The sequence below is a fragment of the Amycolatopsis sp. cmx-8-4 genome (genome assembly GCF_046548675.1).
Taxonomy (GTDB): domain Bacteria; phylum Actinomycetota; class Actinomycetes; order Mycobacteriales; family Pseudonocardiaceae; genus Amycolatopsis.
Map to the genome: position 1 here is coordinate 414,485 of NZ_JAEBDZ010000004.1, position 14,115 is coordinate 428,599.

A 14,115-nucleotide genomic window follows, 5' to 3' on the forward strand; every position below is an offset into this window, starting at 1 on the left:
CTCCGCACACGAACCCAGCGAAGCCGTCACGCGCGCGGAAAGGTCGCGCTGCGGCTCTGACCACCACGCGGCGCTCCGGCCGCCGCACCCGCGCGACAGGCGACGATTCTGGGCGCGGCAAGGTCTTCCGCTCACACTCACACTCGCCGAGCAGGCGCGGCCGCGGCCGCGCCTGCTTCGCGCTTCGCACTCGACGCTCGGCAGGAGATCGCCGCCTGTCCGGAGCGCCCCAATGTGGCGTTGGGTGCGTTAGACGCACCGAACGCCACATTGGGTGCGTTAGATGCACCCAACGCCACATTGGGGCGCATTGCCCGGCCCCGTCAACGAACCTCAGACGCACGACACTGGACGCACCCAACGCCACATTGGGTGCGTCAGATGCACCCAACGCCACATTGGGTGCGCTGGATGCACCCAACGCCACATTGGGGCGCTCGGGGCCGGGCTACTCGGACAGGAGGTCGAAGTCTGCTCGGCCGCTTCTCACTCCGTTGATCTGTGGTTCCAGTGCGTGTGGGCCCGGGTGGTAGCGGCGGGTCGTGATCAGCCGGAACGAGTGCTCGCGGGCCAGCTCGTACGTCTCCCCCGGCGGGATCACCTGGGTCGTCAGCTTGAACGTCTTGGTCGTGGAGCCGCCGTTTGCCTTGTGGTGGTGGACCACGTAGTCGATCGCCAGGCGGGCCGGTTCCGGTTCCAGGTTGCGGACCGAGGCCGTGAACGCCAGGGCGTCGCCGATCAGCACCGTGTCCGAGACCAGTAGCGGGCCCGTCACGTCGACCCGGGCCGGGGTGAAGCCCAGCAGGGCCAGGGCACCCGGGTGGCCTTGCTTGACCAGCGTGCGCAGGGCGTGGCGGACCAGGCGGGTAGTGGCCGCCGGGTCGGCGCCCGGGGCGGCGAGCCACGCCGACGCCGTCTCGACCACCAGGTCCGGCTCGCGGCGGCTCAGGTCGTTGAGGTGGTTGGCCACCGAGCGGCGGACGTATTCGCTCTCGTCCTGGTAGAGCGCGTCCAGGATCGGCAGTGTCGACTTCGGCGACGCGAGGATGGCCGGTACGCGCACGGCCCACGGCAGCATCGGGCGGGTTCCTTCGGACGCCAGCCGGCGCACGTCGTGGTCGTCCGACGTCGTCCAGCCGGAAATCTTGGCCAGCGCGCGGTCCAGGTCGTGGTTGAGCAGCACGCGCAGTGCGAACTCGGCCGTCAGCCGTGGGGTCAGCTCCGCCAGCAGCGCGAGGGCGTCGTCGAAGGCCTTCGTGCCGCCGTCGGAGACCGCCTTGACCGCGATTGCGCTGGTCACCGGCCAGATCAGCCAGCCGGTGAACGTCGGTGCGTCCGCCGCCGCAGTGCGCATCACCGCCGCCAGTGACGCGTAGTCGCCCGGCAGGTCTTCGAGCAGGGCGTCCCGCAGCAGGTCGCTGCGTTCGCGCAGCGACAGCGGCCCGAGCGCGCCCTCGGCCGCGCGCACCCTCGTCAGCCGCGCTTTCGGGGCGGCGACGCGCAGCGACGCGACGAGCGCGCGCACCGCGGGGGTGCCGATCAGTTCATCGGCGAAGGGCATGGGGTCCTCCGGTCTCGGGCGATCGGCCGTCCTCGACCGACAGACCAGACCGTACGCACCACCACCGACAAAAACGTTCTGGCCAATCCGGCTCCGGGAGACGAGGATCGGCGGATGCCCGATTTCAAAGGTTTCACCCTGATCGCCCGGATCGGGCTCACGTGCTACGCGATCGTGCACCTCGTCGTGGCCTGGCTGGCCGCCCAGGTCGCCCTGGGCGACAACGAAAAGGCCGACAAGGCCGGCGCCCTCCAGCTCGTCGCCGAGGGTACCGGCGTCTGGCTGTTGTGGCTGGTCACCGCGGGCACGACCGTGCTCGCGCTCTGGCAGGTGACCGAGGTCCTCACCGGTCACCGGCACGCCCCGCCCCGCCGCCGGCTGCTGCGCCGGGTGACCAGCGGGATCGAGGTCGTGCTGTACGGCCTCGTCGCCTACAGCGCGGGCAAGACCGCCCTCGGCGCGCCGAGCCAGGGCAAGTCCCTGGTCGCCGGCCTGCTCGCCCAGCCGTGGGGCGCGGTCGTCGTGATCGCGGCCGGAATCGCGGTGATCGGTGTCGCGGCCTTCCTCGTCCACCGGGGCATCCGCAAGACGTTCCTGCGCGAGCTGGAGTTCGGCGAGGCGCCCCGGACGGTCCGGCGCTCGACCGAACGCCTGGGCCAGATCGGCTGGTGCGCCGTCGCGGTGGCCTACGCCGCGGTGGGTGTGATGTTCGTGCTGGCCGCGGTGAACTACGACCCGGCGAAGGCGGCCGGCTTGGACCCCGCGTTGAAGACGCTGGCCGTGCAGCCCTACGGGCAACCACTGCTGCTCGTCCTCGCCGCGGGGATCGCCGCCTTCGGGGTGTTCGCGCTCTTCGACGCGCGGTTCCGCAAGATCTGAGGCTCAGAAGCCGGGGTGCTGCTGCTTGTTCACCACCCGCAGCACGAGCCACTGGTCGAACCAGGCCCCGGCGGTGGTCAGCACCAGCATGGTCAGCCCGAGGATCAGGTGCGTGTAGCTGTGCAACGGCGCCACGCGGTCGGTCAGCGCGGTCAGCCCCAGCTGGAGCAGCAGCCGCGCGGCGAACAGCACAGCGACCAGACCGAGCGCCTGCTTGCTGCGCCACACCGCCCGCAAGTACTGCCGGCGCCGGGAAAGCATCGTGAACCACAGGACGACGTGCACCGCCACCAGCACCAGCGGCAGCAGCGAGACCCACGAATAGCGGTCCGCGAACTGCTGGGTCAGGTCGTTGCCGGCCACCAGCAGGCCGACCAGCAGGAAGTACCAGCCCGGTAAGCCGGCTATCTTCCCGTTCACGGGCCGCGGGCCGGGTACGAACGCGGTTTCCTGCATCGGATTCCCTCCGTCTCGCCTCGTCTTCCGTCCCGAGTCTGGCGAACTTCACCGCGGCCGCGATCAACCGGCGGTACGAGATTCCCCGGGCGTCTCGTACCTGGGGATGAGATGTCGCCGTGGCGGAGCGCGCCGACTTCGGGTGAGGCACGATCGGGAGATGACTCCCGGAACGAGCACGTGATCCTCCTGCCGGGCCGGCGCGGGCTGCTCGTGGCCGAGTCGGTCGTTCTCGGCGCGCTGGTGGCGCTCGACGTGACCCTCGCCGTCCGGCCCGGACCGGCGCCGGGTCAGCTCGCCACGATCACCCTGGAGTTCGCGCCCGGGCTCGGCCCGGTCGTCGCGCTCCTGGCCGTGCTGCGCCGGCGGTTCCCCGACCACACGGCCGCTCTGGCCGCCGCCGTGTCCGGGCTTTCCCTGCTGGGCACGGGGATCTCCGCCGTCATCGCGGCGACGGCGGGCCGGCAGCTCCCGCCGCAGCCCAGCGCGGCCGAGGCCCTCGCCATCGCGCTGATGGTCGGGGCCTGCTGCCACCGGCTGGCCCCGCGGGCGGCGGCCGCGCTGGCGATCCTCGGCGGCGCCGCCACCACGCTCGCCCCGATCCTGCGCTACGGCGCCGAAACCCCGGCCGCGCTCTTCGCCGCCGGGGCCGCGCTGCTCTGGGGCGGCGCGCTGGCCGTCGGGCTGATCCTGCGCGACGCCGAGGTCCGCAGCCGCGCCGACGTCCTCGAAATCCGCACCACCGAACGACTTCGGCTGGCGCGCGAGCTGCACGACCTCGTCGCCCACCAGATCACCGGCATCGTCGTGCGCGTCCAGGCCGCGCACCGCGTCGCCGAACGCAGCGGCGGCGACACCGAGACGTTCGCCGAGCTGGAAACCGCCGGTGCGGCCGCGCTTTCCGCGATGCGCCGGCTCGTCGGCGCGCTGCGGACCGACGGTGAGGACCTCTTCGTCCCGCCCGCCGACCTCGCCACCGCCGTCGACCGCGCGGTGCCCGACGACACCCGCATCCACCTCGACGTCAGCGACGACCTCGCGGTCCTCCCGGTCACGCCCGAGGTCGTGACGACCACGCACCGGCTGCTCACCGAATCGCTCACCAACGTCCGCCGGCACGCACCCGACGCCGTCGAGGTCCGGGTGCTCGTGCGCCACGAACCCCGCGGTGAGCTGCGCGTCGAGGTCGTCAACGACGGCGCCGCGCGGCCCGCCCGCCGCGGCGGTTACGGCCTGCTCGGGATGGCCGAGCGGGTGGCGGCGGTGGGCGGTACGGTGCAGGCCGGACCGGCCGCCGGACAGCGCTGGCGGGTGGCCGCACGGCTGCCGCTCGACCCCGGCTGAGAAGGAGAACCCGTTGCCCACGCGAGTGTTGATCGCCGACGACCAGGCGATGGTCCGCGCGGGATTCCGGCTGATCCTCGAAGGCGAACCGGACATCGAGGTCATCGGGGAGGCCGCCGACGGCGAGCAAGCCGTGCGCGCGGCCCGGGAACTGCGCCCGGACGTGACGCTGATGGACATCCGGATGCCCGGGGTGGACGGGCTGCGCGCGACGGAACTGCTGGCCGGCCCGGACGTGCCCGACCCGCTGCACGTCGTGATGGTCACGACGTTCGGTCTCGACGAGAACGTCCACGCGGCGTTGCGCGCCGGCGCGTGCGGCTTCCTGCTCAAGGACGCCGGGCCCAACCTGCTCATCGAGGCGGTGCACGCGGCCGCCCACGGCGAAGCGCTCGTGTCGCCGGCGATCACGACCCGGCTGCTGGCGCACTACGCGCGGCGCGACCCGCGGCAGGCCGTCGCGCCCGAAAGCCCGCTGACACCGCGCGAACTCGACGTCGTCCGCGCGGTCGCCCGCGGCGCGACGAACGACGAGATCTGCCGCTCACTCGTGGTTTCGCTGCCCACCGTCAAGACGCACATCGGCGCGGCCAAGCGCAAGCTCGGGGCCCGCAACCGCACCGAGATAGCCATCTGGGCCTGGGAAAGCGGCCTCGTCCACTGACTCTGGGGAGTCCACTGGGGAGTCCGCTGGGCTGTGCTTTGGCACCCGGACGACGACCGTGCGCGCCACGACGTCGCCGAACCGCTGACGCCGGCGGGTGCACAGCATCACGACGACCCCGGCGAGACCCCACGCGAAACCGTCGATGAGCATCAGCACCTGGCGCACCAGGAACAGCCGCAGCGGCGGGTGCGAGCCGTCGAGCATGACGACGCGCAACCGCAGCCAGCGCATCGCCGGCGTCTGGCCGCCGTGCCGGTAGGGCCACCACGTCGTGACGAACCACAGACCGACGAGGTCCAGGGCCAGCATGGTGTAGACGACGACCTTGAGGAACGGCAGGAGTGACACCCGGCCGCTCGGGTGGAACAGCACGATCACCAGCACGGCGAGCAGCAGCATCGGCACGAAGACGAGCATCTCGTCCAGGAAGAACTGCACGAGCCTGCGCCCGATGATGCCGGGCCCGGGGCGATCCTCGGGCGGGGAACCGGTCATCGTCCTATGATGTCGGCCCCGGCGGCCGGGCGCACGCCGGGTCGCGGTTCTTGTCCCTTGTGGACAGTTCGGTGAGCACCGCCCGGATCGCCGGGCTGGCGTCGGCGCTGCGCCGCCACGCCGCGTGGACCTCGCGTTTCGGGGGCCGGCGCAGCGCCCGCGCGACGAGGTTCTCCCCCAGCGGCGGGCGGGCCAGCCGCGGAATCAGCGCGAGGACGTCGCCCGCGGCGACCAGGGCCAGCTGCGTGGCGAAATCGTCGACGAGGTGCCGCACGTCGGGATCGCCGGGCACGAGCCGCCGGAACCACTGGTGGCAGACCGTGCCGGGCGGGCTGGTCACCCACGCGTGCCCGGCGAGGCCGGCGTCGTCGAGCGGCTCGGTTCCCCGCGCGAGCGGGTGCGTGCCGCTCAGGACGACGTCGCCGACGTCGGTGTGCAGGTGCCGCCGGGTCAGGGACGGCGGCAGCGGCGCGGGCAGGCCGTCGGCGTCGTGGACGAGGGCGAGGTCGGCGGTCCCGGCGTCGACGCTGTGGAGCGCATCGCCGGGGTCCTGCTCGGTGACGCGCAGGCTCAGGTCCGGGCAGCGCGCCGCGAGGCTCCGCAGGACAGGTGCGAGCAGCCCGCGGATGCCGGTCGAGAACGCCACCACGCGGAGCACGCCGCGCGGCGCGCCGGCTGAGACCGACTGGGCGGCCTCGGCGCAGCGTTCGAGGGCCTGGAACACGGCGGGCGCCGAGTCGACGAGCGCCTGCCCGGCCGGGGTGAGCACGACCCCGCGGCCGGCCGGCGCGAGCACGGGCACGCCGAGCTGCCGTTCCAGCCGCTTGAGCTGCTGCGACACGGCCGAGGCCGTGAACCCCAGCTCATCGGCCGCGCGCGCCAGCGTCCCGAGTGCCGCCACCGACCGCAACGCCCGCAGGGCTCCGACGTCAATCATGAAGCCACGCTACGCAATACCGCGAAGAAAGCATCGCTGGACCGGGGTAGTCGGGCCGCGGCAGGCTCGGACCATGACGCTCTTCGGCACCAACCTCGTCGCCATGGTGACCCCGACGCACCCCGACGGCACGCTCAGCGAACCCGGCCTCGCCGGCCTGGTCGACCACCTGCTGGCCACCGGCTGCGACGGCCTGGTCGTCGGCGGGACCACCGGCGAGTCGCCCACCCTGACCGACGCCGAGTCGGCCGGGCTCGTCCGCGACGTCGCCGTACGCGCGGCTGGTCGCGCCCGGGTGATCGCCGGGATCGGCACCTACGACACGGCCACGAGCGTCCGCCGCGCCCGCGAAGCCGAGGCGGCCGGGGCGGACGCGGTGCTGCTGGTCTGCCCGTACTACTCGCGGCCGACGCAGGCCGGGATCGTCGCCCACTGCACCGCGGTCGCCGACGCGACGTCGCTGCCGGTGATGCTGTACGACGTCCCCGCGCGCACCGGCGTCGCGATGGAGCTGCCGACGCTGCTCGAGCTGGCCGAGCACCCCCGCATCCGCGCGGTGAAGGACGCGAAGGGCGACCTGTTCGAGGCGATGACGGTCATGTCCCGCACGTCGCTGGCGTACTACTGCGGCATCGACGAGCTGAACCTGCCGTACCTCGCGAGCGGCGCGACGGGGGTGGTGAGCGTCGTGGGCAACGCGTTCGCCGACCGCAACGCTTCGCTGATCGACGCGGTCCGCCGCGGCGACCTGGAGGCGGCGCGGGCGATCCAGGGATCGCTGCTTCCGTTGGTGGAGGCCATCATGCGGACGTCCCAGGGCGCGATCATGGCGAAGGCCGCGCTGGCGGAGCTGGGAGTCATCCCGAGCGCGGCCGTGCGCTCACCGTTGCTGGAGTCCCCGCCGGCGCACCTTCAGCGGCTCCGGGAAGCCTTGGCGAGCATGGCGGTGTCCGTTTGAGCGTCAGCCGATGGGGACTCCGGCGGCCACCTTTCCGAGGTTCGTCCAGCCGCCGTGGCCGTCGCCACCTTGCCAGGCGTAGACCGTTGCCGCGTTGGTGGACGGGTCGGCCAGGACGTAGTCCGCGTTGCCGCCGCCCGTGAAGTCGGCGAAGGCGACCTGGCTCGCCGTCGTCGTCAGGCCCGTGGCGACCTGGCCGTACGGGAGCCAGCCGCCGTGGCCGTCGCCGCCCCGGTTCAGGTACAGCGTCATCGCGCCCGAACCGGCCAGTGCCGCGTAGTCGGCCGCGCCGTCACCGTCGAAGTCGGCGAAGCGGACCAGGGCCGGGTCCGTGGTCGTGCCGGTCGCCACCTGGCCCTGGCCCAGCCAGCCGCCGCGGCCGTCACCGCCGCGGTTGAGGAACGCCGACACCGCGCCGTTCGCGGCGATCGTCAGGTAGTCCGCGCGGCCGTCGCCGTCCAGGTCGGCGAACCGGACCTGGGCCGGGTCCGTGGTCGTGCCCGTCGCCACCTGGCCGAGGCCCAGCCAGCCGCCACGGCCGTCGCCGCCGCGGTTCAGGAACGCTGTCACCGCGCCATTCGCGGCGATCGTCAGGTAGTCCGCGCGGCCGTCGCCGTCGAAGTCCGCGAACCTCGCCCGGGTGGGGTCCGTGGTCGTGCCCGTCGCCACCTGGCCGAGGACCGACCAGCCGCCGTGGCCGTCGCCGCCGCGGTTCAGGATGGCCGACACCGCACCGTTCGGAGCCACCGTCAGGTAGTCCGCCCGGCCGTCGCCGTCGAAGTCGGCCCAGCGGACCTTGCCCGAGCCACCGGCTTCGGTGGCCGCGCCGAGTGCGGGGCGGGACGCGATCCAGCCGTCGGTGTAGGCCTGGTCCAGCGGCCCGTACAGGCTCTGCGCCATCCGCTGGTAACCCGCGTCGTTCGGGTGCAGGTTGTCCGCCATCTCCGCGGACGTCAACGCCGGCGGGTCGACGTAGCGGAACCGGTGCCGCGCCTGCTGTTCGCTCCCCTGCATCGCCTTCACGCCGCTGTTGAACGACGCCGTCGCGCTCTCCAGCCCCGGCGTCGTCGGGATCAGGCCCAGGAACAGCACCGCGACTCCGGGCCGGTCCGCGAAGATCCGGTCGGCCAGCGTCCGCAACCGCTGGGGCGCACCGGCGACGTCGATGCCGCGGGCCAGGTCGTTGATCCCGACGTGCAGCAGCACCACGTCCGGCCGGTCGAACGCGAGCCAGCCGTCGATCCCCGCCGTCAGCTGGTCGATCGTGTAGCCGCTGTGGCCCTCGTTGGCCGGGCCGGGCAGGCTGCCCGACGCCTGCGTCCCGACGAACCGCGCCGAATACCGCGACTGCGCGGCCAGCAACCGGGACAGCGGCGCGCGGTAGGACGACGTGGTGGCACTGCCCACGCCCCAGGTGATCGAGTCGCCGAGCGGCATGACGCGCACGGCGGGGCCGAGCGCGGCGGCGGACGCCGCGGGCACCAGGACGACGCCGGACGCGAGCAGGGCGATGACGACGAAGAGACGGCGTACCAAGGGAAACCTCCGTGAGAAACAGAGCGGGCGTCACCCAGCCGGCCTGGGTACGATCCCGATGACCCGGTCGTTCGTGCACTCGTGATCCGGAGGCACCCGTGAACTTCAGGAAGATCCTCGTCACCGCGGCGGTCGTCGTCGCCGCGCTCGGCGGCCTGGCCGCGCCGGCCACCGCCGCCAACGCCAAGAAAGGCGTCAGCGCCGCCTCTTTCTCCGGCGTGACCACGGCGTTGAGCGACGTCGGCGCGAAGTGGTTCTACACCTGGGCCTCCGACAAGCAGGGCATCACCGCGCCCGCCGGGACCGAGTTCGTCCCGATGATCTGGGGCAGTGGTTCCGTCACCGCGGCGCAGCTCGCGCAGGCGAAAGCGAACGGCAGCACGCTGCTCGCGTTCAACGAGCCGGATCTGGCCGGGCAGGCGGCCATGTCTGTCGACACCGCGCTGAACCTGTGGCCGCAGCTGCAGAACACCGGGCTGCGGCTGAGCGCCCCGGCCGTGGCGTACGGCGGGGACGTCGCCGGCGGCTGGCTCGACCGGTTCATGAGCGGTGCGGCGGCGCGCGGCTACCGCGTCGACTTCATCCCGCTGCACTGGTACGGCGGCGACTTCTCGACGGCTGCCGCCGGGCAGCTGCAGTCCTACGTCCAGGCGGTCCACAACCGTTACCACCGCCCGATCTGGGTCACCGAGTACGCCCTCATCGACTTCTCCGGTTCGACGCCGCGGTACCCGTCCTCGGCCCAGCAGGCCGACTTCGTCAGCCGGTCGACGGCGATGCTCAACGGCCTGTCGTTCGTCGAGCGCTACGCCTGGTTCTCGCTGTCGACGTCGACCACGCCGACCGGGCTCTACACCGGGACGTCGCCGAACGCGAGCGGCGTCGCCTACCGGTCCGCGTGAACCGTCCACTCAGGACGCCGCGTCGAGGAGGTCCAGCGCGCTCTGCTGGCGGGCCGCGTCGAGCTTGTCCAGCGGGCCGTACCAGCGCAGGCCGTACTGGTCGAGGGGGTTGCGGTCGGACGCGTACGCCCGATCCGCTTGGCGGCGCAGGTAAGTCGTGTACGGGTGGTCGGTCAGCGCCGCGTTGAGGGCGGCCAGGCCGCGGGCGTCGGCGCCCTTGAACGACGGGCCGTCGCCACCGCAGTCGCCGTTCTCGCACGGGTCGCGCAGGATGCCGTCCGCCGTGTTGAGCGACGTCGACGTGACGTTGGCGTCGCCCAGCCGGCGCGCGGTCGTGAGCAGCCCCGCGTCGCCCGTCGCCCGGTTCAGCTCGGTCAGCGCGTTGATGAGCACGCCCTGGTTGTACGACCAGACCGTGCTGCCGTTGTTGCGGCAGGAGCCGAGGTCGACGCCGTCGTTGACCAGGGACGAGCCGTTGACCATGCCGGTGCCCTGGAACCACGTCCAGCCGCTCTTCGCCCGGTTCAAGTACGTGCTGTCGCCGGAGATCCGGTTGTGCAGCGCCGCGCTGAGCTGGATGTAGAGAGAGTTGGCGATCGCGTTCTTGTACGTCTTCGCCGTGCTCCACCAGACCCCGCCGCCGCACGTGCCGTCCCAGTACGCGGCCATGTGGTCGGCGTCGGCGCGAGCGGTGTTCAGGTAGCGGCTGTCGCCGGTGACGTCGTAGGCCAGCACCCAGGCGAGGCCCCACCACCCGGTGTCGTCGATGTACTCGTTGCGGAACTGCCCCTGCGCCGCATTGATGTTCTTGTCGTAGGTCCGCGCGATGGCGTAGCGGTAGCTGGGCATCCCGGTGACCTGGACGTTGCGGATCACCGCGGTGAGCGCGTTCGCCGAGTTCCACCAGCCGGTGGTGTCGAACAACCCCGTGGAGTTGTTGTAGAACATCATTTCCGCGGTGGCCGCGGCCGTCCGGCGCTCCCCGGCGTTCCAGGTGGTCCGGGCCCACGTCGTGCAGGCGATGTCCGCGCGGTCCACGGCTTTCCCGCACGCCCGCAGCGCGCCGACGCCGGTGTTGTTCCAGTCGTCCACGTTGTACATCAGGGTGCGCCAGCCGCGGTTGTTCGCCGGGACGGCGGTGGCGCCGAGCCTGCTGCCCGAGGCCCACGACCGGCCGCCGTCGAAGGAGCGGTCGAGCCACACCTCGTCGCCCGGGCTGCCGTTCTCGATCGACGCCCAGCCCATCGCGTCCGCGTCGTCGAAGTGCAGGGCGATCGTCCGCGAGAACAGCGTCGAGGTCACCGGCCGGCGGTCGGCGGGCGAGCTCGCCGGATCGGCGGCGTCGCAGAGCTTGTTGCAGATGGTGGCGAGCGCGGTCGACGGCGTGGCGGACGGGGGTGGCGTCGCGGCCGGGGCCACGAGCGCGGCGGCGGTGAGGGCAGCGGAAATCCAGATACCGGGCATGACGAACTCCTCGCTGAACACGGGATCCGCGTGAAGATCACTGGGAGCAGGGAGAACCCGCCCGGGCCCGGCGGTGAACCGGTTTCAGGTTGAGCCCCGAACCGGGGGACTGTCAACAGATTGTCCCGTTTTTGGTCCAGACAACTTTGCGGACAGCGTGCTCAGCCGCGGGACCACCGCTGGCTGCCGGCGCCCGAGCAGGCCGCGATGACGAGCGGGCTGCTCGCGCTCGTCGCGCCGCCCGCGACGTCCAGGCACTTGCCCGAACCGGTACCGACCACGCTGCCGTCGGAGCGGACCCGCCACTGCTGGCCGGGAACGCCGGTGCAGTCCCAGATCTGCACCGGCGTGCCGTCCGCGGTGGCGCCGCCGACGACGTCCAGGCACTTCGTGTCGAAGACGGTCAGCCGGCCGGTCGTGGTGGACGTCCAGGCCTGGTTGCCACCGCCGTTGCAGTCCCACAGCGCCGGCCGGGTGCCGTTCGTCTGGTCCGCGGCGGGGACGTCGGCGCAGCGGCCCGACGCCTGCCCCTTGAGGACGCCGGTGCTCGCGCCGCGGTCCCAGCGCTGGTTGAGCCCGCCGTTGCACGCCCAGGTGGTGAGCGCGGTGCCGGGCGACGTCCCGTGCGCGACGGCGTCCAGGCAGTTCCCGGAGCCGGTGTTCACCACGCTGCCGTCGGGGTCGAGCCGCCAGCTCTGGGCGGGGGTGCCCGCGCAGTCCTGGATCCGGACGGCGGTGCTGTCGGCCGCGTCGAGGCACTTGCCGCCGTAGACGGTCAGCTGCCCGGACGGGGTCGCCGTCCACTGCTGGTTCGCGCCGCCGTTGCAGTCCCACAGCGTGATCGCGGTGCCGTTCGCCTGGCTCAGCGCCGGGACGTCGGCGCAGAGCCCGGACTCCCGTCCTTTGAGGACACCGCCGAGGTTGCCGGGCGGGGCCGCGACGACGGACAGGTTGTCGAACATCGTAGTCTGGTAGCCGACGACGCCGAGGCCGACCTGACCCGCGGTGAACGAGGTGTCGGTGACGGCGCCGAGCGGGGCGCCGTCGAGGGTCGCGGTGACGCTGTTGCCGGAGAAGCCCAGCCCGAGCCGGTGCCAGGTGTTCAGCCCGGGCGCGGTGGCCGTGCCGGACGCCAGCGTCGTCAGGACGCCGCCGCTGCTGTTCTTCGCGATCGCCCAGCGGCCCCGGTCGTCCAGGCGCAGCTGGTAGGCGGCCTGCCGGCTCTGCGGCCGCGTCTGGGTGTTCGCCCGGCCGAGCAGGGTGACCGTGCCGGCCTGCTGCAGGTCGACGTCCACGCTGACCGTGTAGTCGCGCCAAGCCGGGTCGCCGAGCAGGCCGTAAGCGTCGCTGTCGTCCTGCCATTCGATCGGCTTCACCGGCGCGACCTGCTGCAGGCACTGGCCGGTCCGGCCCGCCGCGCACGGGCGCGCTTCGTAGGAGCCTTGCATGTCGGCGAAGTACTTCGCCTCGGTGCGGCTCGGGTAGCCGTCGAAGTTGTCGGAATACGGCAGCGCCAGCGCGTGCTCGGCCGGGCCGGCCGCGGTGCCCTTGCCCTGGCCGGACGTCGTGGTGACGGAGTAGATCCGGCCGGGCTGCAGGGTCAGCGCGTACGCCCCGCCCTGCGGCGTGACGTCGGCCTGCCGCACGAAGGAGTCCGTGCCGCCGAGGTCGGTCGACCACACGTGCACCGTCCCGGTGCCGAGCCCGCCGGAGACCTTGACGTTCACCGTCTGCGCGGCCGTGGCGCCGGTCGTCTCGTAGATCGTCGAGTAGTCCGTGCCGGTAGCGGACTTCAGGCTGACGTAGCTGCCGTTCGCGCGGTTGCCGCCGAGGTAGCCGCTCGCGCTGCCCGTGAGGAACTTCCAGCCGGGCTGGGTGACCTGCGTGACCTGCGCGGTGGCCCAGAGGCTCTTCCCGAGCTGGTAGGACCCCGACCACGGCGACCCGGCCACCGCCAGCCCGACCGTGCTGTAGGGCAGGTTCGGGGTGATCGCGGCGAGCAGCGGCCAGTTCATGAACCCCGTCAGCTGCCCGTCCAGGTAGCCCCGGGTGATGCTGCGGATCAGCGGAACGGCGCCCGCGTTGTCGTCCTGCGACCCGAACTCGCTGGCCCACAGAGGTTTCCCGGTCGCGACGGCGTTGGCCGACGACCCGCACGACGTCGCGTCGGACAGGTAGCCGCACGGGTAGTGCGAGCCGACGACGCCGACCGCGCGGCCGAACGCCGGGTCGGCCAGCATGTCGTCGGCGGTGTTCCAGCCGGTGTCGTCACCGACGATCTGCACCGCGCCGTAGCCGTGGGAGTCCAGGGCCGAACGCAGGTTCTTGTACCAGGTCGTGTCGTGCCCGCGCTCGTTCCAGCCGCCGAGGTAGCCGATGGTCAGGCCGTGCTGCTTCGCGCAGCCGAGCCACGAGAGGTCGTAGTCGATCATGTCCTGCGACCAGAAGTTCCCGCCGCCGATCCAGCCCGGCGCGGCCCACGGCAGCGCGACCAGCTTGATCCCGGGGTTGCGCGCGACGGCCTGCTCCCCCAGCCAGAACTCGTACCCGACGTCGCAGTTCACCTCGCCGCGCACGTGCTCGTGACTGGGTTCGGCGCCGTCGGTGGAGTTCGCGTCGCCGCCGATCTCCAGCTTCAGCAGCTGCACCGCGGCGCCGTAGCCGGGCTTGAAGAGGTAGTCGAGGATCTGCGCGCGCTGGGCGGGCGGGTAGTCGACGAGCAGCCGCGAGTTCCCGCCGCCGCCGCTGATCGCCCCGACGCCGTCGAACGTTCGCCCCGCCGCGGCGCCGTTCACCGCGACGTCGGTCGTCACCGCCGACGCCGCCGTCGCCGGGACGACCAGCGCGGTGACGACCAGGAACGGGACCACGAGCAATCGGGCGAGGCGGGCCATGTGTGCTCCTCCAGCCGAAGCC

The 14,115-nt window shown here is 72.5% G+C and carries 12 protein-coding genes; 5 read left to right on the forward strand and 7 right to left on the reverse strand.

The genetic code is table 11. The features are described 5' to 3' along the window. Window positions 1-448: 448 nt before the first annotated feature. A complete protein-coding gene (locus ACLJQZ_RS11070) occupies window positions 449-1,561 on the reverse strand; it encodes a DNA alkylation repair protein (RefSeq protein ID WP_410619909.1) in 1,113 nt (370 codons plus the stop codon). A gap of 114 nt (window positions 1,562-1,675) precedes the next feature. Between ACLJQZ_RS11070 and ACLJQZ_RS11075 the strand changes: the two genes are divergently transcribed. After that, window positions 1,676-2,440 carry a DUF1206 domain-containing protein gene (locus tag ACLJQZ_RS11075; protein WP_410619910.1) on the forward strand — a complete coding sequence of 255 codons (765 nt, stop codon included), beginning with the start codon at window positions 1,676-1,678 and terminating at the stop codon, window positions 2,438-2,440. 3 nt (window positions 2,441-2,443) lie between these two features. On the opposite strand, the gene ACLJQZ_RS11080 is transcribed toward ACLJQZ_RS11075, so the two are convergent. Then, a complete protein-coding gene (locus ACLJQZ_RS11080) occupies window positions 2,444-2,896 on the reverse strand; it encodes a hypothetical protein (protein WP_410619911.1) in 453 nt (150 codons plus the stop codon). A gap of 180 nt (window positions 2,897-3,076) precedes the next feature. Between ACLJQZ_RS11080 and ACLJQZ_RS11085 the strand changes: the two genes are divergently transcribed. Then, window positions 3,077-4,240: a sensor histidine kinase gene (locus ACLJQZ_RS11085; protein ID WP_410619912.1), complete on the forward strand. Its 1,164-nt coding sequence runs from the start codon at window positions 3,077-3,079 to the stop codon at window positions 4,238-4,240. A 13-nt stretch (window positions 4,241-4,253) separates the two neighbouring features. Continuing rightward, window positions 4,254-4,904, forward strand: coding sequence for a response regulator (locus ACLJQZ_RS11090; RefSeq protein ID WP_410619913.1), 651 nt, complete (start codon window positions 4,254-4,256; stop codon window positions 4,902-4,904). Here ACLJQZ_RS11090 and ACLJQZ_RS11095 read toward each other — a convergent pair. Both ACLJQZ_RS11095 and ACLJQZ_RS11100 read right to left on the reverse strand, forming a co-directional pair. Then, complete coding sequence (locus tag ACLJQZ_RS11095; RefSeq protein WP_410619914.1) at window positions 4,785-5,402, reverse strand: RDD family protein; 618 nt, start codon at window positions 5,400-5,402, stop codon at window positions 4,785-4,787. The two genes, ACLJQZ_RS11090 and ACLJQZ_RS11095, sit on opposite strands and share 120 nt — an antisense overlap. A 4-nt stretch (window positions 5,403-5,406) precedes the next feature. After that, window positions 5,407-6,339 carry a LysR family transcriptional regulator gene (locus tag ACLJQZ_RS11100; protein WP_410619915.1) on the reverse strand — a complete coding sequence of 311 codons (933 nt, stop codon included), beginning with the start codon at window positions 6,337-6,339 and terminating at the stop codon, window positions 5,407-5,409. Between the two features lie 73 nt (window positions 6,340-6,412). On the opposite strand from ACLJQZ_RS11100, the gene dapA reads away from it, so the two are divergent. Further along, complete coding sequence (gene dapA / locus ACLJQZ_RS11105; protein WP_410619916.1) at window positions 6,413-7,297, forward strand: 4-hydroxy-tetrahydrodipicolinate synthase; 885 nt, start codon at window positions 6,413-6,415, stop codon at window positions 7,295-7,297. Window positions 7,298-7,300: 3 nt separating this feature from the next. Here dapA and ACLJQZ_RS11110 read toward each other — a convergent pair whose 3' ends face one another. Further along, window positions 7,301-8,833 carry an FG-GAP-like repeat-containing protein gene (locus ACLJQZ_RS11110; RefSeq protein ID WP_410619917.1) on the reverse strand — a complete coding sequence of 511 codons (1,533 nt, stop codon included), beginning with the start codon at window positions 8,831-8,833 and terminating at the stop codon, window positions 7,301-7,303. 98 nt (window positions 8,834-8,931) lie between these two features. Here ACLJQZ_RS11110 and ACLJQZ_RS11115 point away from each other — a divergent pair, with 98 nt between their 5' ends. After that, window positions 8,932-9,735: a glycoside hydrolase family protein gene (locus ACLJQZ_RS11115; protein ID WP_410619918.1), complete on the forward strand. Its 804-nt coding sequence runs from the start codon at window positions 8,932-8,934 to the stop codon at window positions 9,733-9,735. Between the two features lie 9 nt (window positions 9,736-9,744). Here ACLJQZ_RS11115 and ACLJQZ_RS11120 read toward each other — a convergent pair whose 3' ends face one another. Next, on the reverse strand, window positions 9,745-11,199 hold the full coding sequence (locus ACLJQZ_RS11120) for a glycoside hydrolase family 76 protein (RefSeq protein ID WP_410619919.1): 1,455 nt from the start codon (window positions 11,197-11,199) through the stop codon (window positions 9,745-9,747). A 161-nt stretch (window positions 11,200-11,360) separates the two neighbouring features. Further along, window positions 11,361-14,093 (reverse strand): ricin-type beta-trefoil lectin domain protein, encoded by a 2,733-nt coding sequence (locus ACLJQZ_RS11125; protein WP_410619920.1) that lies wholly within the window; start codon window positions 14,091-14,093, stop codon window positions 11,361-11,363. Window positions 14,094-14,115: the final 22 nt, after the last annotated feature.

Bases quoted from the DNA above. Each gene is read 5' to 3' on its own strand.
- ACLJQZ_RS11070 (WP_410619909.1), bottom strand. From the start codon at position 1,561: ATGCCCTTCGCCGATGAACTGATCGGCACCCCCGCGGTGCGCGCGCTC.
- ACLJQZ_RS11075 (WP_410619910.1), top strand. From the start codon at position 1,676: ATGCCCGATTTCAAAGGTTTCACCCTGATCGCCCGGATCGGGCTCACG.
- ACLJQZ_RS11080 (WP_410619911.1), bottom strand. From the start codon at position 2,896: ATGCAGGAAACCGCGTTCGTACCCGGCCCGCGGCCCGTGAACGGGAAG.
- ACLJQZ_RS11095 (WP_410619914.1), bottom strand. From the start codon at position 5,402: ATGACCGGTTCCCCGCCCGAGGATCGCCCCGGGCCCGGCATCATCGGG.
- ACLJQZ_RS11100 (WP_410619915.1), bottom strand. From the start codon at position 6,339: ATGATTGACGTCGGAGCCCTGCGGGCGTTGCGGTCGGTGGCGGCACTC.
- dapA (WP_410619916.1), top strand. From the start codon at position 6,413: ATGACGCTCTTCGGCACCAACCTCGTCGCCATGGTGACCCCGACGCAC.
- ACLJQZ_RS11120 (WP_410619919.1), bottom strand. From the start codon at position 11,199: ATGCCCGGTATCTGGATTTCCGCTGCCCTCACCGCCGCCGCGCTCGTG.
- ACLJQZ_RS11125 (WP_410619920.1), bottom strand. From the start codon at position 14,093: ATGGCCCGCCTCGCCCGATTGCTCGTGGTCCCGTTCCTGGTCGTCACC.